The following is a 23924-nucleotide window of genomic DNA, read 5'->3' on the forward strand; positions in this document are numbered from 1 at the left end:
CCACGCAGGGCCCCCGCCCATGCCGCAAAGTATGAGTGTCGATCTGGTGGAGGTGGTGCGCTCCGGTTTCCGGGAGTGCGTGCACCGTGGGTCGGTGGTGATCGTCGGATCGGACGGTGAACCGACGTTCGAGGCCGGATCGGTCCATGTCCCGATCTACCCGCGGTCCACCAACAAACCGCTGCAGGCGCTGACCCTGCTGAAACTCGGTTTCGATCCGGTCGACGAGGCCGAACTCGCCATTGCCGCCGCCTCGCACTTCGGTGAGCCGGAACATATCCGGCTGGTCGAACGCCTGCTGCACCGCTACGGGTTCGGCGAAGCCGATCTGGCCTGCCCGCCCGATCTGCCGATGGACGAGCAGACCCGGGCCGGGGTGATCCACCGCGGCGAGGGCCCCGGCAAGCGATATATGAACTGCTCCGGCAAGCACGCCGCCATGCTGGCCACCTGCGCGGTGAACGGCTGGCCCACCGACGGCTACACCGATCCCGGCCATCCGCTGCAACGGGCCGTCACCGCCCAGGTGATCGCGCTGACCGGTGAACCGGAAACCGATCTCGGCATAGACGGCTGCGGCCTGCCCATCGTCCCGGTCGCGCTGGTGAACCTGGCCCGCGCCTTCGCGGCCCTGGCCGGTGCCGGACCGGACACCCCGGAACGCCGGATCGCCGACGCGCTGCGCGGCCAACCGTGGGTGATTTCCGGCACCAACGGCCCGGATCTGCTGGCCATGCGCGCTGTCCCCGGGCTGCTCTGCAAGATCGGCGCCGACGGTGTGCACGCGGGCGCACTGCCCGACGGCCGCGCCTTCGCCTACAAGATCGACGACGGGGCGGATCGCGCCAGAATGCCGCTGACCATGGCGGTTCTGCAACGTATGGGGGTCGCGTGGTCGGCCGAGTTGGCCGAACTGGCCGCCCCGCCGGTACTCGGCGGAGGCCACCGCGTGGGTGTGATACGCGCCATACCCGAGGTCGTTTCGGCGGGCAACTGAGCGGCGGAACATCGGCAAACCGGTCGGTCGATCCGGCCGATAGGCAACTCGTGGAAGCGCGACGGCCGGACACGCGCTAAAGTGTCTGTCAGGAAGATATTAATTGGAACGGGGCCGCCACCAATCCCCAGGCCGCCCCGCTGTGACGCGAGGGGGTCAGCCATGGGCCGTGGCCGGGCTAAGGCAAAGCAGACCAAGGTCGCTCGCGAGCTGAAGTACAGCTCGCCGACGACTGACTTGGCGAGCCTTCAGCGCGAGCTTTCCGGTAGTGACAACGCCCGGCGTGGCGGCGTCCTGTCGGATGAGCACGACGCGGACAACTTGTCCAAATGGGACGAGGATGACGACTACGACAGCTGGCGCCGCTGATCAGATACCGCTCGGGGAGGCCGTAAGCCTCCCCTTCGGCCGTAAACGCCGGTTCGCGCCGTTCCCCGCCGGATAACCGGGCGGTGGATGACGTGAACCGGCGAGGTGGCCCCAACGGCATCTGCCGGTAGCGTCGGCTCGCTACACGGTGAACAGGCGGCCCGTTCTCGGGTCGCCGGTTCAGCGTTTATATCTGCCTTCTCTCGTCCCCGGCTCGTGGACGACCGGTTGGGAATCCCTTCGAACCGGCGGCACGACCGCCCGGTCCGGGATGTCACGCAGCCGCAGGCACGACTGGTACCGGTCGTACACCTGAATACGGCCGTCACGCACCATGTTCGGCGGCAATGACTGTTCAGGCACGACAGACCGATCACCTGCCGGGCTCCGGAAGGCAAACCCCTTCTCTGTAGACAGCGTCGAGGTAGTCCGCCACGATCCGTGGCCGGAGCCCGAGCAGATGATGGAGGCGGGAGACCTGAGCTGACGTAGTCCGGCGATCTCCCGCCTGCGGCGACGCGAAATCTACGGCTCAGAAACGCGGGTGGTCACCGAGCAGGAGCGCGCGCGGCGAATCGGCGTCCTTGGCCTTCTTCACCGAGCCGAGCGTCCAGCATTCGATATGACGTGCGGTGAGCACCGCCAGCGCCCGGTCCACATCCTCCGGGGCCACCACCGCGACCATCCCGACGCCCATATTGAACGTCTTCTCCATCTCGGCGCGATCCACCCGGCCACGCTGCGCGATGAGTTTGAACACCGGTGCCGGGCTCCACGATCCGCGGTCCAGCTCGGCCACCAGGCCGGTTGGCAGCACCCTTGCCAGGTTCGCCGCCAGACCACCACCGGTGATATGCGCGAACGTGCGGACGTCGGTTTCGGCGATGAGGGCCAGGCAGTCCTTGGCGTAGATCCGGGTCGGCTCCAGCAGTTCCTCGCCGAGGGTGCGGCCGAATTCCTCCACATGCCCGGTCAGTGCCATCCGGTCGATCTCCAACAGCACCTTTCGCGCCAGGCTGTAACCGTTGGAATGCAGCCCGGAGGACCCCATGGCGATCACCACATCGCCCGGGCGCACCCGATCGGGCCCGAGCAGTTCGTCGGCTTCGACCACACCGACACCGGTAGCCGACAGATCGTAATCCTGAGCGCCCATCATCCCCGGATGTTCGGCGGTCTCACCGCCGAGCAGGGCGCAACCGGCGCGCACACATCCTTCGGCGATACCGGAAACGAGTTCGGCGACCCGCTCCGGCACCACTTTCCCGACCGCGATGTAGTCCTGCAGGAACAGCGGTTCGGCGCCGCACACCACCAGATCGTCGACGACCATCGCCACCAGGTCCAGGCCCACCGTGTCGTGCTTGTCCATGGCCTGCGCGACGGCGATCTTGGTACCGACACCGTCGGTGGAGGAGGCGAGCAGCGGCTCCCGGTAACTCTTCTTCAGCGCGAACAGTCCGGCGAAACCACCGAGCCCGCCCTGCACCTCGGGGCGAGTGGCCTTCCGCGCCAGCGGGGCGAACAACTCGACGGCCCGATCACCGGCCTCGATATCCACGCCTGCTTCGGCATAGGAGGCACCGGCGCCGGTAGCGTTCTGCTCAGTCATTGTCGGGGGAAGCTCCAAACCGAATCCGCGGATAATTGCCTGGTCTGAGTCTATGGCGCGGCTCCGGCGCGCGGGGCCGCGGCCCTCTTTTTGCTTCCGCCCCGCCGGATCGGCCTTACGGCCGGCTGAGGGCGCTGGCGTTGGCGTTGTCGGTGAGCAGGCTCGGGGGGCGGCTGCCGAACTCGAGCAGATTCTTACCGATGGCCGCTTCGGTGGGCAGCGGAATCGGATACTGGCCGTCGAAGCAGGCCGCACACAGGCGGGAGCTGGGCTGTTCGGTGGCCGCGATCATCCCGTCGAGCGAGATGTAGCCGAGAGTGTCGGCGCCGATGGAGCGGCGGACGCCCTCCACCATGTCGCGCATGGCGGCGGGGTCGACCGGCATACCGGCAGGGCCGTCCGGGTCGGTACCGGCGTTGTTGGCGATGAGTTCGGCGCGGGAGGCGAAGTCGATCCCGTAGAAGCACGGCCATTTCACCGGCGGCGAGGCGATGCGCACATGGATTTCCAGCGCCCCCGCTTCGCGCAGCATCCGGATCAGCGCCCGCTGAGTGTTGCCGCGGACGATGGAATCGTCGACCACGATCAACCGTTTACCGCGGATCACCTCGCGCAACGGGTTGAGTTTGAGGCGGATGCCGAGTTGGCGGATGGTCTGGCTGGGCTGGATGAAGGTGCGGCCCACATAGGCGTTCTTCATCAAGCCCTGGCCGTAGGGCACACCGGACCCCTGGGCGTAACCCACGGCGGCCGGGGTACCGGATTCGGGGACCGGGATCACCAGATCGGCCTCGACCGGGTGTTCGCCGGCCAATCGGCGGCCGATTTCGACCCGGGTCGCGTGAACCGAGCGGCCGGAGATGGTGCTGTCCGGGCGGGCCAGGTACACGTATTCGAAAACGCAGCCCTTGGGTTCGGGGTTGGCGAATCGCAGCGACCGGACGCCGTCGGCGTCGATGGCGAGCAGTTCACCGGGTTCGATTTCGCGGACGAAGGAGGCGCCGACGATATCGAGGGCGGCGGTTTCGCTGGCGACCACCCAGCCGCGCTCCAACCGGCCCAGCACCAGCGGGCGCACTCCGTGCGGGTCGCGGGCGGCGTAGAGGGTGTGCTCGTCCATGAAGGTCAGACAGAAGGCGCCGCGCACGGTGGGCAGCAGCGCCATGGCCGCCTGTTCGATACTCGTATCCGCGGCCGCGTGGGCGAGCAGGGCGGTCATCACATCGGAATCCGAGGTCGCCGAGACGGCGCCGGGGCGGCCGGGGCCACCGACCAGACCCAATTCCCGCGCCCGATCGGCCAATTCGGCCGTGTTCACGAGATTGCCGTTGTGACCGAGCGCGAGACCCGATCCGACGGCCGTGGTACGGAAGATCGGCTGGGCGTTCTCCCAGGTGGTGGCGCCGGTCGTGGAGTACCGGCAGTGCCCGATGGCGACGTGACCGGGCATGGCGGCGAGGGTTTGCTCGTCGAAAACCTGGCTCACCAGGCCGAGATCCTTGAAAACCAGTACCTGGGAACCGTCGGAGACCGCGATACCCGCCGCCTCCTGCCCGCGATGCTGCAGCGCATACAGGCCGTAGTAGGTGAGTTTGGCCACATCCTCCCCCGGAGCCCAGACTCCGAAGACTCCGCATTCCTCGCGAGGCGGGTTCTCCGTCTCCTCGGTTGCGGTGGGATTGCTGAGGGCCGATCGGTCGGCGAGGGTCACCGTGCGCTCCCTGGTCGGGCGGGTGTGGGGGCACTCGACATTCTACGGGTGCCCGGCCCAGGGGTGGCAGCGGATCAGCACCACGGCAGCAAGCGCGGTCGGAGCGGAAGGATTCCGGTCGCGGCAATCTCGCACCGTGTCCGGGCAAACGAATCCCAGCAAACCGTCGCACTCAGTTAACCCGGCCTTCACCTGCGAAAACAGTGCACGACCGAGCCAAGCCGCGCGCCGCCGTCACCCGCCGAGGCCACGTCTGTCCACGCTCCCGGGCCGAGCCGTCCATACGGCGCACGGGCGGGCCGGCGCAACGTGGGCGATATCACCCGGGCCGGCACTCGCGGCGCAATCCCCTACCGCGGATCAGCGGACGCGGCCGAGCAGGCGGCCACCGGGCGGCAGATAGCTGTCCACTTCCGTGCCGAGATCCTTGGCCGCCGTCGCGAGATCGTCCGGCGCGAGCCGCGCCGTGACGACGGCCGGCTTCCCGGCCTCGGTACGGCGGTTCCACGGTGGTGAGAATTCGAGATCCAAGCCGATCTGTAGTTCCACCACGCCGGCTGCGGGCATCGCGGTGAAGCTCAGATTGGGTTCGGTGAACTCCAGCCGGGCCGGGCCCGGTGGCGGCTCACCGGACGGTTGCGCTTCGGCCGCGATACGCCGCAGCCATTCGGCCAGCTCGACCGCATCGTCGAGCGTCAATGCCTGCCAGCGGAACGACCAGTTGCCTTCGGGGCAGTTCGCGGTACCGGCGATTATCAGCCAGCTGTACCGGATTCGCGGATCGATATGGTCCGGAAACTGATATCCGGCAACAGAGAGCTCCACACCGTATCCGTCGCTGTCGATCAACCTCACCGGCGAAGTGTGTCACTATCGGGACGTCCACGCATAGTGGAGGCGGTCGCCGATACGCCCCAGTGTATTTCGGGCGCGGCCCGCCGGCCGTCGCTCAGCTGTGGCGTGCGAGCAGGGCACCGCCCGTGTTCAGGGCGCAGTGCAGCAGCGCAGGTGCGGTGGCGCTACCTGTCCGACGCCGCAGCGTGCCGAAAACCATTCCTGCGGAACCGGTGAAGGCCACTGTCGCGACGACCCCGTCACCCGCGGCGCGCGCGGGATGGATATGCCACAGCCCGAAGGCAGCACCGCCGAGGACAGTGCCGGCCACGCTACCGAATTCCTTGTCCAGCAGCGGGTCCAGCGTCGCACGGAAGACGAGTTCCTCGGTGTAGACGGTGCCCAGCGGTATATGCACCGCTATCCACTCCAGCGTGCTCACATCCGCCGCGCGATCCCCGGCACCGGCGAGCGAGCCGCGCACGGCAGGTATCGCCGACGCCGCCGCGAACCCGGCACCCACCACCGCGGCACAGCCGAGACCGACCTGGATCCCGCGCCCGGAGAGCCAGTTCGGGCGGCCGCCGAAGGCAAACGCGTATCCGGTGGCCGCGAGGGCACCGGCGGCGGTGCGCCCGCGCCGGTTCAGCGCGAGGCGGGGAAGCAGCCAGTTGTTCCACAACAGTGGTGCGACCACCGCGGCGACGACCCGGGGCCTCATTTCACCTCACGCTCATAGGCCTCGTAGGCCTCGATCTCCAACCGGATCCGTTCCGCGAGATCGGGGTTCCAGTCCGGTGGGTGGGTGACCGCGGCCCAGGCATCCATGACCAGGCTGCCGTATCGATGCCCGTGCCCGTCGCGGACCCCCTGCGCATTCGTCAGATCCGCGGTGACCTGCCAGAAGGTGACCAGCGGCGCCCAGCGCATCCGCGGGGAGACATCCACGCCGCGCGGTTCGGACAACCAATCCGGCCGGGTGAGTACGAGATCCGGCGACCACCAGACGATCGGGTCGGAGGGGTGTTGGAGATAGGCGATCCGCGGGTCTCGCCATTCGGGCCCGGGGGCGGCCAGATCGGCGGATCGGCCCGCGAATCGGATCACCAGGCCGTCGGCGTACACCGGCCGGGTTTCCGGCGATCCCGGGTCGCGCCGGCTGACGAACTGCTGCCACAGGCGGTTGGAGTTGGGCGGCCCCACCCACAGTGCGCCGTCCACCTTCGCCCGGAGATCCGCCAGCCCGTCGAACGCGGCTTCCGACCCCTGCGAACCGAGGCTTTCCCCGTACACCAGCAGTTTCGGCCGGTCCTCGGGTGCGCGGGTGCGGGTGCGGGCGTACACCGCGTCGAACAGTTCGCGGCCCGCTACGGCGGCCTTGCCGCGGTCGGCCAGGAAGGACAGTGCGCTGGGCAGATACGAGTACTGGGTGGCCACGATCGCGGTGTCGCCGCCGTACATGTACTCGATCGAGTTGGCCGCCATGGAATTCACCCAGCCGGTGCCGGTGGTGGTGACCACGACCAGCACCGCACGGTCGAAGGCACCGGTCCGCTCCAGTTCCGCGACGGCGAGGTCGGCCTGGCTGCGGCCGGTACCCGCGACGGATTCGAGCCCGACGTAGGCGCGGATCGGTTCGCGCGCCGGCCGGCCGGTGACCCAGGAGATCCGCTGCGCGCTCGGACCGTGTGAGACGAACCATCGGCCCTCGAAGCCCAGGGTGTCCCAGGCCGCCAGCGAATCCGGGCTACCGGAGCGTTCCGGTAGCCGCGGTGGCACGGCGTATTCGGAGGTGTGGTGGTTGCGGACGCTGAACGCGGAGTTGGCCACCGCGAAGAAGGCGCGGGTCGCGACGCCGTTGAACACGGTGACCACCAGCAGCACCAATACCAGCGCTCCGGCCGCGGGTGCCAGTTCCCGCGGTATCCGCACCCAGCGATTGAGCTGCCGGGCGAAGAACAGGATGATTTCGCGCACCGTGCGATAGCCCGCCACCACCAGGACCCCGATGGTGAGACTCAGGCCGCCGGTACGCAGATACGCCGGCGTGGTGGTGCCTTCCATTCCCATCAACGCGGCGATCTCGCGCTGCCAGTGCGCGGACTGCACCAGCATGTAACCGGCGCTCAGCGCCGCACTGAGCAGCACCGCGGATTTCAGCGCGTACCTGGTCCACGTGGGCGGGCGGGGAATCCGGCTGAGCCGCGGCCGGATCCACAACCGGAAAAGCCATTCCAGCAGGCAACCCACCCCGTAGCCGATGGCCGCGTTGATACCGCTGATCAGGCCCTGGAACATCCAGTCGCGCGGGAGCAACGACGGCGTGACCGACAGGGCGAAGAACACCGTCGCGACCACCAGCCCCACATAGTTCAGGTCGATGATGCGCTCGGTGCGTTCGATCACCGCGATACAGCGCGACCGCAATCTGGTCACTGTGTCCGCGGTTTCCAGCACCCATCCAGTATGGCGGGCGGAGCCGACACCGGCGGGTGGCTCGGGTCACCACCGGCGTGGCACGCCCGCCCCGGGCTCAGGCGTGCCCGCCGAAAAGGGCGGGCAGCGTGCCCTCGTGCGCGGCCCGCAGATCGGCCATGGTCACCGAGAACTGGCCCTGCACCTCGATCGAATCCGCGCCCTGGTCCACCACACCGATCCGGACCCACGGCAGTTCGCGCGCGGTGCACATCCGGGTGAACCGGGTCTCCTCCGAGCGCGGCACCGCGACCAGCACCCGGCCCGCGGACTCGGAGAACAGCATGACGAACGGATCGGCGTCCTCGGGCAGCAGTACCCGGCAGCCGGTTTCGCCGGCCAGCGCGGCCTCGACGACGGCCTGGGCCAGACCGCCCTCGGAGAGGTCGTGGGCGGCACTGATCATGCCGTCACGGGAACCGGCCGTCAGCACCTCGGCCAGCAGTTTCTCGCGCGCCAGATCGACCTGCGGCGGCAGCCCGCCGAGATGCCCGTGCGCGACCTGCGCCCACACCGAACCACCGAATTCGTCACGGGTGTCGCCCAGCAGGATGAGGGTCTCCCCCGGTTCCAGGCCGAGGCCGGTCGGGATGCGGCGGTGCACATCGTCGATCACGCCGAGCACACCCACGACCGGGGTCGGCAGGATCGCGTTCTCCCCGGTCTGGTTGTAGAAGCTCACGTTGCCGCCGGTGACCGGGATACCGAGTTCCACACAGCCGTCGGCGAGCCCGCGGACGGCCTGCTGGAACTGCCACATCACGCCCGGATCCTCCGGGGACCCGAAGTTGAGGCAGTTGGTGACGGCCTTCGGGGTGGCACCGGTGGTGGCGACATTGCGGTACGCCTCGGCCAGCGCCAGCCGCGCCCCGGTGTAGGGGTCGAGTTTGGTGTAGTGGCCGTTGGCGTCGGTGGCCAGCGCGATACCGCGGTTGGTTTCCTCGTCCACCCGGATCATGCCGGCGTCGGCGTATTCGGCGAGGACGGTGTTACCGCGCACATAGCGGTCGTACTGTTCGGTGATCCAGCGGCGGCTGCACAGTTGCGGGCTGGCCACCATCTTCAGCAGGGTGTCGCGCAGTTCCTCGGCGGTTTTCGGGCGGGGCAGGTTGTCCGGGGTGTCGGCGTTGAGCGCGTCCTGGGTGGCCGGGCGCCGGACGGGGCGCTCGTAGACCGGGCCCTCGTGCGCGACGGTGCGCGGCGGCACATCCACCACGGTTTCCCCGTGCCAGGTGACCTCGAGCCGTTCCCCGTCGGTGACCTCACCGATCACCGTGGCCAGCACATCCCATTTGGCGCAGACCGCCAGGAACGCGTCGACGTTCTCCGGGGTGACGACCGCGCACATCCGTTCCTGCGATTCGCTGGACAGGACCTCGGCCGGGGTCATATCGGCCGCCCGCAGCGGGACCCGGTCCAGTTCGATGCGCATCCCGCCGTCGCCGGCGGCGGCGAGTTCGGAGGTCGCGCAGGACAGCCCGGCACCGCCGAGATCCTGGATACCCACGACCAGCCCGGCGTGGTACAGCTCCAGACAGCATTCGATGAGGACCTTCTCGGTGAACGGGTCGCCCACCTGCACGCTCGGCAGCTTCTTGCGGCCGGTGCCGGACTCGTCGCCGGAGAAGGTGTCCGAGGCGAGCACCGAAACGCCACCGATCCCGTCGAGACCGGTCCGCGCGCCGAACAGAATGATCTTGTTACCGGCGCCGGAGGCGAACGCCAGATGCAGATCCTCCACCCGCATGACACCGGCACACAGCGCGTTCACCAGCGGATTGCCCTGGTAGGAGGCATCGAAAACGGTTTCGCCGCCGATATTCGGCAGGCCCAGCGAATTGCCGTACCCGCCGACACCGCGCACCACACCGTCGACGACCCGGCGGGTATCCGCGGCGTCCGCGGCGCCGAACCGGAGTTGATCCATGACCGCGATGGGTCGCGCGCCCATGGCCATGATGTCGCGGACGATACCGCCGACACCCGTGGCCGCGCCCTGATACGGCTCGACATAGGACGGATGGTTGTGGCTCTCCACCTTGAAGGTGACCGCCCAGCCGTCGCCGATATCGACGACACCCGCGTTCTCACCGATACCCGCGAGCATCGAGGCACGCATCTCGTCGGTGGTGGTCTCCCCGAAGTAGCGCAGATGCACCTTCGAGGACTTGTAGGAGCAGTGCTCGCTCCACATCACCGAGTACATGGCCAGTTCGGCGTCGGTGGGCCGGCGGCCCAGAATGTCCCGGATCCGGGCGTATTCGTCGTCCTTGAGGCCGAGCTCGGCGTACGGCTGCGGCGTATCCGGGGTTGCGGCGGCGGTGGCGACGGTATCGACCTGCGCTGTCACGGGATTACCAGGATCCTTTCGTAGGTGGGCGCGCCGGCGCGCGCGGGTCCCGGCCCGGGCCGCGTAGCCGGTCCCACGGCCGACTGTTCGCGTCGGACGCCGCGGGAGATCGAGAACACGGGTGGGGCCGGAACACAGGGCCTCGACGGCGGGGCCCCGACAGGTTTGATCCAGCACGAATCTTACGTTCACCTGCGCCGCGCACGCCCCCGGCCCCATCCGGACAACGACCGCGGCAGCCGGACCGGTTACCGCCGGTCGGCTTTATCCGGGCGGAGGACACAGCCGTGTTCGGCGCGAACCGGCACGGGGCGGGCTGCGGAAAGCCTTCGCCGACCGACCCGGGCACCCGACAGACGCGACCGTGCCATGAACCCACAGCAGGCCGGGGGGCGAACCCGCTCGCCCGGGCTCATGGCTGCCGGCGAAGCCCGACTGCTCGCCGGCGACACCGTGAGGTGCCGAATATCAGCACCGCACGCGACGGTCGGCGGCTCGGTCCTGCGCGCGATCAGTCCCCGGGTGCCGCGATCACACCTCGGGTGCAAGGAAGGCCGCCAGTGCGGCGGCGTAACTGACGATGTCGGCGGCGCCCATCATTTCGCGCGCCGAATGCATCGCCAGCTGCGGTGCGCCGATATCCACCGTCGGCATGCCGGTGCGAGCGGCGGTCATCGGCCCGATGGTGGACCCGCAGGGCAGATCGGCTCGATGCACATACCGCTGCATGGGGACTCCCGCCTGCGCGCAGGCCAGCGCGAACGCCCCCGCGCCGACCGCATCGGTCGCATAGCGCAGATTCTGATTGACCTTGAGCACCGGCCCGCCGTTTATCGCGATCCCGTGCGCGGGTTCGTGCCGCTCCGGGTAGTTCGGGTGGGTGGCGTGGGCCATATCGCCGGACGCGCAGACCGACCCCGCCATCGCGGCCAGGAAGTCGGCGCGGCCGCCGCCACGGGCCAGCACGATCCGTTCCAGCACCGTGGGCAGCAGTTCGGATTGGGCGCCGCGGTCGGATTGGCTGCCGACCTCCTCGTGATCGAAAACGGCCAGCACCGGGACCGCCGCGCCCGGGTTCTCCACAGCCGTCCGGAACGCTTGCAGACCCGCGTAGCAGGTGCCCTGGTTGTCCAGCCGCGGCGCGCTGATCAGGTCCTGACCGGCGCCGATCACCCGGCTCGCCGCCAGATCGTGGGTCATCAGCTCCCAGCCCAGCACCGCCGCCGGATCCACGCCCGCGGCGTCGGCCACGAAATCCAGGAACGACGCGGGCTCGCTGCCCACGCCCCAGATCGCGTTCACATGCCGCTGCGGGTCCAGGGTCACGCCACGCCGATCCTCGGACAGATGGATGGCCAGCTGCGGCACCCGCAGGATCGGCTCGTCGATTCGGACCAGCCGCTCGGCCAGCCCGTTACCTTCCCGCACACTGAGCCGCCCGGAAAGCCCCAGCTCCCGATCCAGCCACGAATTCAGCCAGGCCCCGCCGTACGGCTCCAGCCGCACCAGCTGCCAGCCCGCCACGGTCAGATCGGGATGCTGTTTGACCCGCAGATTCGGGCTGTCGGTATGCGCCCCCACCACCCGGAACGGCCCCGTCTGCGCGGGATCGGCCCAGGCCACCAGCGACCCTCCGCGGACGATGTAGTACCGCCCCCCGGCGGTGGGCCAGGTCTGGGTCTCGTCGAGACGAGTGAACCCGTCGGCATCCAACCGCTCGGCGATGGTCCGGCAGACATGGAACGGCGACGGCGAAGCATCGATGAAGGCACACAGCCCGGCGGCCGAAGCCGCAACAGCAGAACTCGGCATGCAAAAGACCTTATGCTCTGTCTTTTTTGCGGCGCCTGCGGCGCCGCGGGTTTTGGCCCCCTAAGTCCCTGCTGTCAGCACTCGACACTCGCGGCTTCGCCGCATCGCATCGAGCACTGACAGCAGGGACGGGCCAAAACCTCTCAGGGCCTCGTAAGACTCGGCACCGCCGTGGTTGCGTCCGGGTTCGGGGTTACGAAAGTTCGGGGGTCTCGTAACCCACGGGGTCAAGCCTTGCGCCAGTCAGGAACCGACGAGCACGTCCAGGGCAGACAGGAACAACCCCAGCCCGTCGTCACTCGGACCCGTGAGCGCCTCGGTGGCGTGTTCGGGGTGCGGCATGAGGCCCACGACGCGCTTGTTCGCCGAGGCGATACCGGCAATCGCGCGCTGGGAGCCGTTGGGGTTGTCGCCCTCGTAGCGGAAGACCACGCGGCCCTCGCCCTCGAGTTCGTCGAGTACCGACTGCGGGGCCTGGTAGCGGCCCTCCCCCGATTTCAGCGGGACCAGGATCTGTGCGCCGGGTTCGTAGCGGGAGGTCCAGGCCGTATCGGTGGCCTCGACCCGCAACCACTGGTCGCGGCAGATGAAATGCAGGCCCTCGTTGCGGGTGAGCGCACCGGGGAGCAGACCGGCCTCGCAGAGCACCTGGAAACCGTTGCAGATACCGAGGACCGGCATCCCTTTACCGGCCGCCTCGATCACGGAGCCCATCACGGGGGCGAACCGGGCGATCGCACCGCAACGCAGGTAGTCACCGTAGGAGAAGCCGCCGGGGACCACGACCGCGTCCACGCCTTTGAGGTCGGCGTCGGCGTGCCAGAGGTTCACGGCGTCGGCGCCGGCCAGCCGGACGGCGCGGACGGCGTCCACATCGTCGAGCGTGCCGGGGAAGGTGATGACCCCGATCCGGGCGGTCACGAGACGCGCACCACCTTCCAGTCCTCGATCACGGTGTTGGCCAGCAGCGATTCGGCGATCGCCGCGAGCTGGTCGTCGCTCATATCGTCGCCGACCTCGAGTTCGAACCGCTTGCCCTGCCGGACATCGGTGACGCCTTCGAAGCCCAGGCGCGGTAGCGCGCCGGCTATGGCCTGCCCCTGGGGATCCAGGATCTCGGCCTTCGGCATCACCTCGACCACGACACGTGCCACGGGTTGCTCCTCACGAAAAGGGGTGAGCTGCGCCCGGCGCAGCTGCGGGCCGAACGCGGATGGGGTTACCTGAGCAGCCTAATTGCCGCCGCAACCGGCGGTCGCGGCGGGTGAGGGACAACCGGCCCGCGGTACTAGCCTGGGGCCATGCATGTAGCCCATTTCGGTCACTCCTGCGTACTCGTCGAACTGCACGGCAAGAAGGTTCTCTTCGATCCCGGCGCGTTCTCACACGGTTTCGAGGGCCTCACCGGATTGGACGCCATCGCCGTCACCCACCAGCACGCCGACCATATCGACCCGAACCGGATCGAGGCGCTACTCGAGGCGAACCCCGGCGCCCGCCTGCTGTCGGATCCGCAGACCGCCGAACTGCAGGGCGGCTCGTGGGAGGCCGTGCACGCGGGCAACGTCATCGAACTCGGGGAGCTGCGGATCACCGGGGGCGGTGGGCGGCACGCGGTGATCCATCCCGATCTGCCGGTCGTCGACAACACCGTCTTCCAGCTCGGCAGCGCCGAGAACCCGACCCGATTCGTCCACCCCGGTGATTCGCTGTGGGTGCCTTACACCCCGGTGGATGTGCTCGCCCTGCCGGCGGCGGCGCCGTGGATGAAGATCAGCGAAGCGGTCGACTATCTGCGCTCGGTCGCCCCGCGGGTGGCGTTCCCGATCCATTACGGGATCATCGCCGAGCAGGCCTGGGGCGTGTACTTCGGCCGATTCGACGAAATGCGCAAGAACGAAACGGAGTTCAGGACGCTGCGGCCGGAGGCCGATACCGAGTTCTGACCGCATCGAAGAGGACCGTCCGGCCCCACATCGCCATTCGGGGCGGACGGTCCTCCGCTTCGCTTCCGGCCGGGTGTGTCCACGGACCGGAATTCGGAACTGTCAGGCCGCGCGCACCGCGGCGAGCGATTCCCAGCGGTACACCGCACTGTGCGCGCCGTGATAGAGCGCGAGATCGACCGCGTCCAGCATCGCCTGCCGCGGTCCCGGACGGCCGAGCTGAGCGGCCGAGACCGCCAGCCGCAGGACCCCGCCGCGGCGGGCGGTGCGGGCCGCACCGAGCACCAGCGCCCGGCACCACCACGGCTCGGCCCGGAAACCCTCGCCGATGCCGTAGACCCGGGCCTTCTGCACGGTATTGCGTTCCAGATCGTGAATGCTGGTGAGTCCCAGCGAAATCCGGAAACCCAGTTCGGGTAGCGCCGCGACGGCGCCGGCGGAGGCATCCCAGCGCGGGGCCGCGAACAGCCGGGTACGCAGACCCACCTGCTCCATCGCCCGGTCGGCGGCGGTGAGCCGCAGCAGAGCTTCGTGTTTGGGGAGGGTCGCGAATTCGGCCCGCCGCCGCTTGGTGGCCGCCTGGTCGTAGCCGTGCAGCACGATCGCGTCCCCTCGTTCGCGGCGGCCGCGCAGCCAGGTCTGCGTGGTGGGGTCGTCGGTGAGCCGGTACTTCCCCTTCAGGCGGGGCGCCACCAGCAGCGACAGCCGTACGCCGCGCTGATCCATCTCCTCGGCGAAGCCGATCGCCGCGTCCCGGGTGGTTTCCCGGACCCCGGATACCGATACGAGCAGCTCAGCGTTCATGTACCGATGGTGGCAGCCGCAGGTGACCGCCGTATGCAATACCGATGACCTATACATGCAGGTCCGGTGACCACCCCGTGCAGCGCAGATGTCCGTTGGGCGAACGCCGGAACACGATCCGGCGTCACCGCCGCCGGTGACACCGCGGCGAGGCAACAGACCACTCGCGCGTGCCCGGCCGCAGCTGCCCGATGTGCGGGGCGCCCGGGTTGCCGGGCGCCCCCGCCGGCTACCGGTCCCCTGCCCCGACCGTATCCAGCACCCAGGCGTACTCGAACGCGACCTCACGCCACTTCTCGTAGCGCCCGCTGACTCCGCCGTGGCCCGCGCTCATCTCGGTTTTGAGCAGCAGCGGCGCGTCGCCGGTCTTGGTGGCTCGCAGTTTCGCGACCCATTTCGCCGGTTCCACGTACAGCACCCTCGTGTCGTTGATGCTGGTGATCGCGAGAATGGCCGGATAGTCCTGCGCCACCACGTTCTCGTAGGGCGAATACGACTTCATGTAGTCGTAGACATCCTTGTCCGCCAACGGGTTTCCCCACTCGTCCCATTCGATGACGGTGAGCGGCAGCGACGGGTCGAGGATGGAGGTCAGCGGGTCGACGAACGGGACATTCGCCAGGATCCCGGCGAAGAGTTCCGGCGCCATATTCGCCACGGCGCCCACCAGCAGTCCGCCCGCGCTACCGCCGTCGGCGATCATCCGATCGGCGGCCGTGGTGCCGTTGTCGATGAGATGCCGTGCGCACGCGACGAAATCGGTGAAGGTGTTCTTCTTGGTGAGGGTTTTGCCGTTCTCGTACCACAGCCGGCCCATTTCGCCGCCGCCGCGCACGTGGGCGATGGCGAAAACCATTCCGCGATCCAGGAGCGACAGCCGCGATACCGAGAATCCGGGGTCCATACTGGCCTCGTAGGAGCCGTAACCGTAGAGCAGCAACGGTTTCGGGCCGGTGCTCGAATCCGTATCGCGGCGGGCTACGACGGAGATCGGGATCCGGGTGCCGTCCTCGGCCACCGCCCAATCCCGGTGTTGCACATAGTCTCCGGGGTCGTAGCCGCCGAGCACGGGCTGTTCCTTGCGCAGCAGCAGTTCGCCGGTCGCCACCACATAGTCGAACACCTGGGTGGGGGTGATGAACGAGGTCAGCCCCACCCGCAGCGTCGGCTGGTCCCATTCCGGGCACGAGCCGAGTCCGGCGCTGTAGAGCTCGAGATCGAACTCGATTTCCCGCAATTCGCCGTACCCGTCCGGGCCGAGCGGCCACACCGCGACCCGCGGCAGCGCCTCCCGGCGGTAGCTGAGCACCAGCTGGCCGGCGAACGCGTCGACATCCTCGAGCCGCACATCGTCACGGTGGCCGATGAGGGTGCGCAATTGCGTGGGATCGTCGGCGGGCGCCTCGGCCAGCACGAAGTTCTCCGCCTTCACGCCGTCGACCACATCGTTGTGCAGGATCAGGAACCGGTCCTGCCCCGCGATCACCGCGTGCTCGGCCGTGTACTCGACGCCCTCGCGCCGGGGCAGCAGCACCCGGAACTCACCGGTCGGATCGTCGGATTCCAGCACCCAGCCCTCGGTGGTGATCTTGGAACCGACCCAGATCATCAGGTACTTCTCCGACCGGGTGCCGCCGATACTCACCCAGTACCGCTCGTCCGGCTCGTGGAAAACCTTGACGTCGTCCTCGGTCGAGGTGCCCAGCCGGTGCCGCCACACGGTATCGGGCCGCCAGGAATCATCGACCGTCTGATAGAAGACGTGGCTGCCGTCCAGCGACCAGGTGGCGCCGGGCGCCGTCCGCGCGATTTCGTCGCCGAGCAGTTCACCGGTGCGCAGATCCTTGAAGCGCAGCGTGTAGCGCTCGTCGCCGGCGGTATCCACCGAGAAGGCCAGCAGGTTCCCGTCGTGGCTCACCGAGAAGGCGCCGAGGGCGAAGAAATCGTGCCCTTCGGCCAATTCGTTGCTGTCCAGCAGTACCTGCTCGCCGGGGATCTCGGTACCGGCCTCCAGTTGCGGCGGGGTCCAGGCGTCGATACCGGCCGCGGCCGCGTCGATCGGGCAGCGGCACTGCACGCCGTACTGTTTGCCCTCGTAGCTGCGGGAGTAGTACCAGTACTCGCCCAGCCGGGTGGGCACCGACAGATCGGTTTCCTGGGTGCGGGATTTGATCTCGTCGAAGATCTTCTCCCGCAGCGGGGCCAGATGGGCGGTCTGCGCCTCGGTATAGGCGTTCTCGGCCTCCAAGTAGGCGATGACCTCGGCGTTTTCCTTGTCCCGCAGCCACTCGTAGTCGTCGACGAAACGGTCGCCGTGGTGCACCCGCTCCTGCGGCACCGTCTTCGCCGCCGGCGCCGTCACCGCCTCGGTCATCGGACCTGCACTGTCAGCCATGGCCCCCACCGTAGCGGCCCCGCCCGACACCCGGACAAACCACCGCGACTCCGGCGCCTACGCCCCGATCGCGCGGCCGACCACCGGCCAGGACGCCTGGAGATGGTCGTTCCAGTACGACCAGGAATGGGTCCCCACCGGGCTGTAGTCCACCCGGATCGGCAGCCCCGCCGCCCGTGCCCGCCGCTCGAAGGCGATCACGCAGGTGTCGACCGCGAACTCGATCGGTCCGCCCAGCACGATGTTCTCCGGCAACTGCGGTTTCAGTTCCAGCTCGTGCGGGCCCGGCAGACCGGTGCCGGTGGACAGGTACAGGGTCTTGCCCCGTAACCGGTCCAGCATCAGCGCCGGATCGTGGGCCGCCCATTCCGGGCTGCCACCGGGACCCCACATATTGTCGGGGTTACCGCCGCGAGTGAGGATCGAGAACTGCACCGCCCCGGTCGCCATCCCCGTATCCGGGCAGGCACTGTATCCGGCGACCGCTGTGTAGAGGGCGGGATGCCGGGCCGCGAGGATATAGGCCGCATGCCCGCCCATCGACAGCCCGCCGATCGCGTTCACCCCGTTCCCGCCGAAGTTGGCGTCGATGATCGGCGGCAGTTCCTGCGTGAGGAAGGTTTCCCACTTGTAGTGGCCGAGGTTCGGGTCGGGGCGGCGCCAGTCGGTGAAATAGCTGGCCTTCCCGCCGACCGGCAGCACCACGTTCACGTTCTTGCCCAGGAAGAAGGGTTCGGCGTCGGTGGCGTTGGTCCAGGTGCTCTGGCCGACTCCGGGGTCCAGCCCGTCGAGCAGGTAGTAGCTGGGCCGCGACCCACCGCCCGCGGGATGCAGCACCTGCACCTGCACGACCTGGTTCATCGCGGGCGAGGCGATGAACACGGCGGATCGGGTCGGGCTGAGGGCGTCGATTCCGACGATCTCGGCCGCGGCCGCTGGGACAGGCCGCGCGACGGTGAGCCCGGCGGCCAAACCGACCACCCCCAGCATGAGTACAGCTAATCGATGAAACCGCACGTCCACACCTCCGTATCCCCACCCAGAACTCGGCGTAGGCCAACGCACACCATCATGCCCCGGTCATGACATCGGCATTCAGCATTCGAACAGCAAACCGCAGAAAGTTATTGAGACACGATCTTACGTGTCCCCGGCCGACCGTCCCGCGAAACCGCTCCGCGACTGGGAATCCCACCCAGCGGGCCCGCCCGGCCGCCCATCGCCCGGGCAGGCCGGGTAACGAATCGGCCTATCGAGCGCCGCGCTCCACCGCGCCCCGGATGGAGCCGGCGAGATAGTCGAGATCGGCCCGCGGCGGCGTCCGTGGCCGCGCCCGCAACCCGAATCCGTCGCCCGGGGTCCGCGGGATCACGTGCAGGTGGACGTGAAAAATCTCCTGACCTGCCGTGACGCCGTCGGCCAGGAAGAAGTTCACGCCGTCGCAGGCCACCTCACTGGCCCGCAGGGCGGCCGCCAGCCGCTGTCCCACCTGGAACAACTTGCCGCCGATTTCGGGGTCCAGCTCGGCGAGTTCGCGGGCCGGAACCTTGGGCACGACCAGCAGATGCCCCGGGGTCAGCGGCCGGATATCCATGAACGCGAGCACATCGTCGTCCTCGTACACCCGGCTCGCCGGAGCCCGGCCCGCAATGATGTCGGCGAAGATCGAATAAGGATCCATGGGGTGATTTTGGCGTGCCGGCCCTCGGGTCGCGCGCGGCGAGTGCTCAGAGAATCGGCGAGGGGGTGTAGCGGGCGGCCTCTGGGTAGGCGTCGGTCAGTTTGCCGACCTGGGCGACGACCTCGGCTATCTGGGCGTCGGCGGCGCCGATGAAGGCGGATTTGTCCGCCAGGGCGGCGTCGAGGGCGGCGCGGTCCAAGGGCAGGCGGTCGTCGGCGGCGAGGCGGTCCAGCAGATCGGGTTCGCGGCCCTGTTCGCGCATCGCCAGGGCCACCGCGACCGCGTGTTCCTTGATCACCTCGTGGGCCGCTTCCCGCCCGACCCCGGCGCGGACGGCGGCCATCAGGATGCGGGTGGTGGCCAGGAACGGCAGGTAGCGGTCCAGTTCGCGGGCGACCACCGCCGGGTAGGCACCGAATTCGGCGAGCACCGTCAGGAAGGTCTCGGTCATCCCGTCGAGGGCGAAGAACGCGTCCGGCAGCGCCACCCGGCGCACGACGGAGCAGAACACATCGCCCTCGTTCCACTGCGCGCCCGCGAGTTCGGCGGCCATCGACGCGTACCCGCGCAGCACGACCTGCAGCCCGTTCACCCGTTCGCACGACCGGGTGTTCATCTTGTGCGGCATGGCCGAGCTGCCCACCTGCCCGGGCTGGAAACCCTCGGTGACCAGCTCGTGGCCCGCCATCAGCCGGATGGTGTGGGCCAGCGACGACTGCGCGGCACCGATCTGGACCAGCGCGGAGAGCACATCGTGGTCCAGCGAGCGCGGATAGATCTGCCCGACGCTGGTGAGCACGGTGGCGAAGCCCAGGTGGCGGGCCACCTGCTGTTCCAGTGCGGCCAGTTTCCCGGCATCGCCGCCGAGCAGATCCAGCATGTCCTGGGAGGTGCCCATCGGTCCCTTGATCCCGCGCAGCGGATAGCGCTCGATCAGCTCCCGCAGCCGGGTGAGGGCGATGAGCAGTTCGTCGGCGGCCGAGGCGAAGCGTTTCCCGAGGGTGGTCGCCTGGGCGGCGACATTGTGCGAGCGGCCCGCCATCACCAAGGGCTGGTATTCGGCGGCGCGTTCGGCGAGCCGCGCGGCCACCGCGACCCCGTGCGCGTGGATATGTTCCAGGGAAAGGCGGATCTGCAGCTGTTCCACGTTCTCGGTGAGATCGCGGCTGGTCATACCCTTGTGCACGTGTTCGTGGCCGGCCAGGGCGTTGAATTCCTCGATCCGGGCCTTCACATCGTGGCGGGTCACCCGCTCGCGTTCGGCGATCGACGCCAGATCCACCTGTTCGACAACCCGCTCGTAATCCTCGACCACCCCGGGCGGGACCTCGACGCCCAATTCCGACTGGGCGCGCAACACCTCCAGCCACAGCCGCCGCTCGAGCACGATCTTGTGCTCGGGAGACCACAGGTGCACTAGCTGCGGGCTGGCGTAGCGGGTGGCGAGGACGTTGGGGATCAGGTCGGAGGTCACGTCCGGTCAGTCTAGTGACCGGTACCGGTCCATCGGCTGGTGCGTCGCGGGAGCGACGATATCGATGACCTCCAGCAGCGCCCCGCGGGCCAGGCGCCGGGGTTGCGGATCGGATTCGCTGAGGGCGGCGACCACGGCGCCGTCGACCACCGCGACCAGTCTGCGAAGTTGTTCGGGCCGCACGATCCGGTCGGATCGGCGCAGCACATCGGCAAGCAGCTCGTCGAGCTGCCCGCGTAGTCGGAGCTGGACCTCGCGTAACTCGGGATGCCGCGCGGAGGCGACGGTGCGCTCGTAGCGGGCGATCAACCGGCCGCGTGCGCCCTCGTCCACCCCGTCGGGGCCGATCAGCAGGTCGAGCACCAGATCGACGGTCGCCTCCGCGCCGCGGCGGCGGTGGGTCACCTCGCCGACGCGCCGCCGCATCGCCTCGAGTTCGGCGTTCCCGCTGAACTCCACCGCCCGCGCGATCAGATCCTCGAGTGATTCGAAGTAGTACGTCGTCGAGGCCAGCGGGAGTTCGGCGCGCGTCGCGACCGAACGATGCCGCACCGCGTCGAAACCGCCTTCGAGCAGTAATTCGGCGGCCGCGGCCACCAGCGCCTGGCGACGCCGTTCACCTTTCGGAGTCGTCGCGGTTATCACCGTGCCATCGTGCCAGTCGTCATCAGTACATCCGTGCCAAATGAGGGAAAGGGGAAACAACCATCGATGTTTCTACCGCATCCTCGCAGCAATGGTGTCGTACTGTGCAAAGTTGTTGCCAGGCAGCGCGATTGTGTCAAGCCTGCTTGTGCAGATAATCGCTCATCCGGGTGAGCGCCGATTCGATATCGGCGGTGGCGCCGGCGAAGGACAGCCGGATGGTCCGGTTCCCGTTCACGGTGTCGAAATCCAGGCCCGGGGCGACCGCCACCCCGGTATGGGCCAGCAGGTCGGCGCACCAGGCCATCGAATCACCGGTGAGATGTCCGATATCGGCGTATGCGTAGAACGCGCCGTCGGCCGGGGCGAGGTCGGTGATACCGAGTTCGGGCAGGCCGTCCAGCAGTATCCGCCGGTTGGCCGCGTACCGCCGCACATGGCCGTCCAGCTCGGTGCGCGACTCCTCGTCGAACGCGTGCACCGCCGCGTACTGCGAGATCGCGGGCGGGCAGACCGTCATATTCGATGCCAGCCGCTGCAGCGCCGGCCGGATCGACGCGGGGGCCAGCATCCAGCCGAGCCGCCAGCCCGTCATCGAGAAGTATTTCGATACCGATCCGATCACCACCGCCGACCGCGAGGTCTCCCACGCCGACGCGGTGCGCTCCCCGCCGTAGGTGATGCCGTGATAGATCTCGTCGGAGATCAGCAGCGTGCCGTGCGCGTCGCACCAGTGGGCCACCGCGGCGAGTTCGGCGGGTTCGATCATGGTGCCGGTGGGGTTGGCCGGACTGGCCACGATCAGGCCGCGCGGCGGTTCGGGCAGGCTGTCCAGCATGGCGACGGTGGGCTGAAAGCGGGTTTCGGCGCGGCAGTCCAGTTCCACCACGCGACACCCCAGTGCCGTCAGCGTGTTGCGATAGGCCGGGTAACCCGGCCGGGCGACCACGACCGTATCGCCGGGGTCGAAGGCCGCCAGGAAGATCAGCGTGAACGCACCGGACGATCCGGTGGTGACCACGACATCGTCCGGTTCCACCGGATAGCCGTAGGTGCGCCGATGGTGCCCGGCGATCGCCTCGCGGAGCTCCCGGATGCCGAAAGTCTCGGTATAGCCGAATAATTCGGCATCGATTGCGGCCTTGGTGGCCCGCAGCACCGGCGCCGGAGCCGGTGTGGACGGCTGGCCGGCGGCCAGGCTCAGCACATCACCGTGTGTTCGGGCGCGTTCGGCGGCGGCTTTCCAGACATCCATCACGTAAAAAGGTGGGATGGTCGAGCGCCGAGATTCAGTGGACACCCGACCGACGGTAGAACACCGCTGCGGCCGCTTCGGCAGCTATGGTCAGCTCTGATGCTCGACAAGGCCAGCCGGCCGGCCGCCGGCCCGCCACCGCACGAGCCCGGATCCCCCGCTTCCGGTAGCGGCCCCGGGCCCCTGCGGCGTCGCTGGACCCAGGCGGTCCACCCCCTGTCGAGGCTGGCCGGCCGCCGCGGGCCGGCCCCGGCGACCGCTTCCGGCACGCCCGGCCGCGCCGATACGAATGCACCGGCCGATACAAGCGCAGAAGCCGACGAACCCGTACCACCAAAAGAGCGCGGCACCCCGGAGCCGCCGTGCCCAGCGGTCCCGGCACGAGAGGAGCCCGGCGCGGCTATCTCGAACGCCGGCCCGGGCGCTGCGCCCGGCACCCCGGCGCCCGATAGCCGGCCCGCCGCCGACGAGCCGGCTACCTCCGCGGGCCCCGCGCTCGGCGCAGACATTCCCGACCAGCGAACGCTCCTGCAACGTGCGGTTACGGTGAGCGGCGGCCGGATCATCACGCCCGGCTGGCGGGAAAGAGCCGCCCGCGCCGAGGCCGCCCGCCGACCGCTCCGGCAGCGGTTGAACAGCGGATACGGCGGGATACGCCGGCAGGTCGCCGCGCTGCCCGGCCGTATCCCGACCCGTGCGGAACTCGTCGAACTGCTCGACCGCCGGCCGTCGCGGCGCGAGCTCGCCGATCTCGCGCGCCGGCACCGCTTCCTCCTCGGCGGGCTCGGACTCACCTTGTTGCTGGCCACCGGGGACGCGTCCGCGGGGCTCCTGGTGGCCGAGCACTCGCCCGCCCCGGGAATCGCGTACCGGGTCGCCCTCGCTCATCCACTGCAGTTGTCCACACCGGTGCCCTCGGTCCGCCGCTATCTCGATGCCATCGACAACGGCGAACGCCTCCGGGAGCAGGCAGTGGTCGCGGCCGCCGCCCGCGCGACCCTGGAGCGCGCGAAAGCCGAGGCCGCGGCCGCGGCGGCGGGGCAGGAGCAACCCTGGATCAACAGCGCGCCCGCCCCCGAAGGGGCACTACCGCCCGGCGCCGTCCCACCCGGACCCGGCGGTGTCGTACTGCCGGCCCCCGGCACGTTCACCTCCGGTTTCGGCAGCCGCTGGGGCACTTTCCACCGCGGTATCGATATCGCCGGACCCATCGGCACCCCGATCTACGCCGTCGCCGCCGGCACGGTGATCGACGCCGGCCCGGCCGCGGGTTTCGGCCTGTGGGTGCGGATCCGGCACGACGACGGCACCATCTCCGTCTACGGCCATATGTACGACTTCTTCGTTTCGGTGGGCGAACGGGTCCCCGCCGGTATGCAGATAGCCCGAATGGGCAATCGCGGCGATTCCACGGGTCCACATCTGCATTTCGAGATCATCATGGACGGCCGTCATGTGGACCCGCAGCGCTGGCTCGCATTCCACGGACTCTCTTACGGCTGATCGGTCGAGCATTTCCGGCAAATAGACAGTTGCCGACTCGATACGCCACTCAGATCGCCAC

General features: G+C 68.8%; 20 protein-coding genes. 4 read left to right on the forward strand and 16 right to left on the reverse strand.

Translation table 11 applies throughout. The features are described from left to right. Positions 1–31 precede the first annotated feature (31 nt). Positions 32–997 (forward strand): asparaginase, encoded by a 966-nt coding sequence (locus ACQEVO_RS27650; protein WP_432919059.1) that lies wholly within the window; start codon positions 32–34, stop codon positions 995–997. A gap of 162 nt (positions 998–1159) precedes the next feature. Further along, positions 1160–1366, forward strand: a complete 207-nt coding sequence (locus ACQEVO_RS27655) for a DUF3073 domain-containing protein (RefSeq protein ID WP_280402358.1) — start codon at positions 1160–1162, stop codon at positions 1364–1366. A 532-nt stretch (positions 1367–1898) separates the two neighbouring features. On the opposite strand, the gene purM is transcribed toward ACQEVO_RS27655, so the two are convergent. The 9 genes from purM to purS all read right to left on the reverse strand — a co-directional run bounded on the left by purM (position 1899) and on the right by purS (position 13314). Next, positions 1899–2978 (reverse strand): phosphoribosylformylglycinamidine cyclo-ligase, encoded by a 1080-nt coding sequence (gene purM, locus ACQEVO_RS27660; protein ID WP_432919062.1) that lies wholly within the window; start codon positions 2976–2978, stop codon positions 1899–1901. A gap of 115 nt (positions 2979–3093) precedes the next feature. After that, a complete protein-coding gene (purF, locus tag ACQEVO_RS27665; protein ID WP_432919066.1) occupies positions 3094–4689 on the reverse strand; it encodes an amidophosphoribosyltransferase in 1596 nt (531 codons plus the stop codon). Positions 4690–5049: 360 nt separating this feature from the next. Next, positions 5050–5544: a WapI family immunity protein gene (locus ACQEVO_RS27670; protein ID WP_432919068.1), complete on the reverse strand. Its 495-nt coding sequence runs from the start codon at positions 5542–5544 to the stop codon at positions 5050–5052. Between the two features lie 94 nt (positions 5545–5638). Beyond that, complete coding sequence (locus tag ACQEVO_RS27675) at positions 5639–6244, reverse strand: lysostaphin resistance A-like protein (protein WP_432919071.1); 606 nt, start codon at positions 6242–6244, stop codon at positions 5639–5641. Next, complete coding sequence (locus ACQEVO_RS27680) at positions 6241–7980, reverse strand: alpha/beta hydrolase (protein WP_432919074.1); 1740 nt, start codon at positions 7978–7980, stop codon at positions 6241–6243. Before ACQEVO_RS27680 ends, ACQEVO_RS27675 begins: the two co-directional genes overlap by 4 nt. Before the next feature lie 76 nt (positions 7981–8056). Next, positions 8057–10348, reverse strand: a complete 2292-nt coding sequence (gene purL, locus ACQEVO_RS27685) for a phosphoribosylformylglycinamidine synthase subunit PurL (protein WP_432919077.1) — start codon at positions 10346–10348, stop codon at positions 8057–8059. A 531-nt stretch (positions 10349–10879) separates the two neighbouring features. Next, entirely contained in the window at positions 10880–12160 is a 1281-nt protein-coding gene (locus ACQEVO_RS27690; protein ID WP_432919080.1) for a M18 family aminopeptidase, read from the reverse strand. 243 nt (positions 12161–12403) lie between these two features. Further along, positions 12404–13081 carry a phosphoribosylformylglycinamidine synthase subunit PurQ gene (gene purQ / locus ACQEVO_RS27695; RefSeq protein WP_432919083.1) on the reverse strand — a complete coding sequence of 226 codons (678 nt, stop codon included), beginning with the start codon at positions 13079–13081 and terminating at the stop codon, positions 12404–12406. Then, positions 13078–13314, reverse strand: coding sequence for a phosphoribosylformylglycinamidine synthase subunit PurS (gene purS, locus ACQEVO_RS27700; RefSeq protein WP_280402369.1), 237 nt, complete (start codon positions 13312–13314; stop codon positions 13078–13080). The genes purQ and purS overlap by 4 nt, the downstream gene beginning before the upstream one ends. 147 nt (positions 13315–13461) lie before the next feature. Here purS and ACQEVO_RS27705 point away from each other — a divergent pair, with 147 nt between their 5' ends. Beyond that, positions 13462–14106, forward strand: a complete 645-nt coding sequence (locus ACQEVO_RS27705) for an MBL fold metallo-hydrolase (protein WP_432919086.1) — start codon at positions 13462–13464, stop codon at positions 14104–14106. A 102-nt stretch (positions 14107–14208) separates the two neighbouring features. On the opposite strand, the gene ACQEVO_RS27710 is transcribed toward ACQEVO_RS27705, so the two are convergent. From ACQEVO_RS27710 to ACQEVO_RS27740, 7 genes are all read right to left on the reverse strand, one after another. Further along, entirely contained in the window at positions 14209–14910 is a 702-nt protein-coding gene (locus ACQEVO_RS27710; protein ID WP_432919089.1) for a DUF2334 domain-containing protein, read from the reverse strand. Positions 14911–15139: 229 nt separating this feature from the next. Continuing rightward, positions 15140–17305, reverse strand: coding sequence for a S9 family peptidase (locus ACQEVO_RS27715; RefSeq protein WP_432919092.1), 2166 nt, complete (start codon positions 17303–17305; stop codon positions 15140–15142). Positions 17306–17362: 57 nt separating this feature from the next. Next, positions 17363–18295: an alpha/beta hydrolase gene (locus tag ACQEVO_RS27720; protein WP_432923052.1), complete on the reverse strand. Its 933-nt coding sequence runs from the start codon at positions 18293–18295 to the stop codon at positions 17363–17365. Positions 18296–18554: 259 nt separating this feature from the next. Beyond that, positions 18555–18986: an HIT family protein gene (locus ACQEVO_RS27725; RefSeq protein WP_432919095.1), complete on the reverse strand. Its 432-nt coding sequence runs from the start codon at positions 18984–18986 to the stop codon at positions 18555–18557. A 46-nt stretch (positions 18987–19032) separates the two neighbouring features. Next, entirely contained in the window at positions 19033–20460 is a 1428-nt protein-coding gene (gene purB / locus ACQEVO_RS27730; protein WP_432919099.1) for an adenylosuccinate lyase, read from the reverse strand. A gap of 6 nt (positions 20461–20466) precedes the next feature. After that, positions 20467–21105 (reverse strand): TetR/AcrR family transcriptional regulator, encoded by a 639-nt coding sequence (locus ACQEVO_RS27735; RefSeq protein ID WP_432919102.1) that lies wholly within the window; start codon positions 21103–21105, stop codon positions 20467–20469. A 136-nt stretch (positions 21106–21241) separates the two neighbouring features. Beyond that, positions 21242–22405 carry a pyridoxal phosphate-dependent aminotransferase gene (locus ACQEVO_RS27740; RefSeq protein ID WP_432919105.1) on the reverse strand — a complete coding sequence of 388 codons (1164 nt, stop codon included), beginning with the start codon at positions 22403–22405 and terminating at the stop codon, positions 21242–21244. A 501-nt stretch (positions 22406–22906) separates the two neighbouring features. Between ACQEVO_RS27740 and ACQEVO_RS27745 the strand changes: the two genes are divergently transcribed. Further along, positions 22907–23863 carry a M23 family metallopeptidase gene (locus ACQEVO_RS27745; RefSeq protein ID WP_432919108.1) on the forward strand — a complete coding sequence of 319 codons (957 nt, stop codon included), beginning with the start codon at positions 22907–22909 and terminating at the stop codon, positions 23861–23863. Positions 23864–23924: the final 61 nt, after the last annotated feature.

Source organism: Nocardia sp. CA-290969 (assembly GCF_050936135.1).
Lineage (GTDB): Bacteria > Actinomycetota > Actinomycetes > Mycobacteriales > Mycobacteriaceae > Nocardia.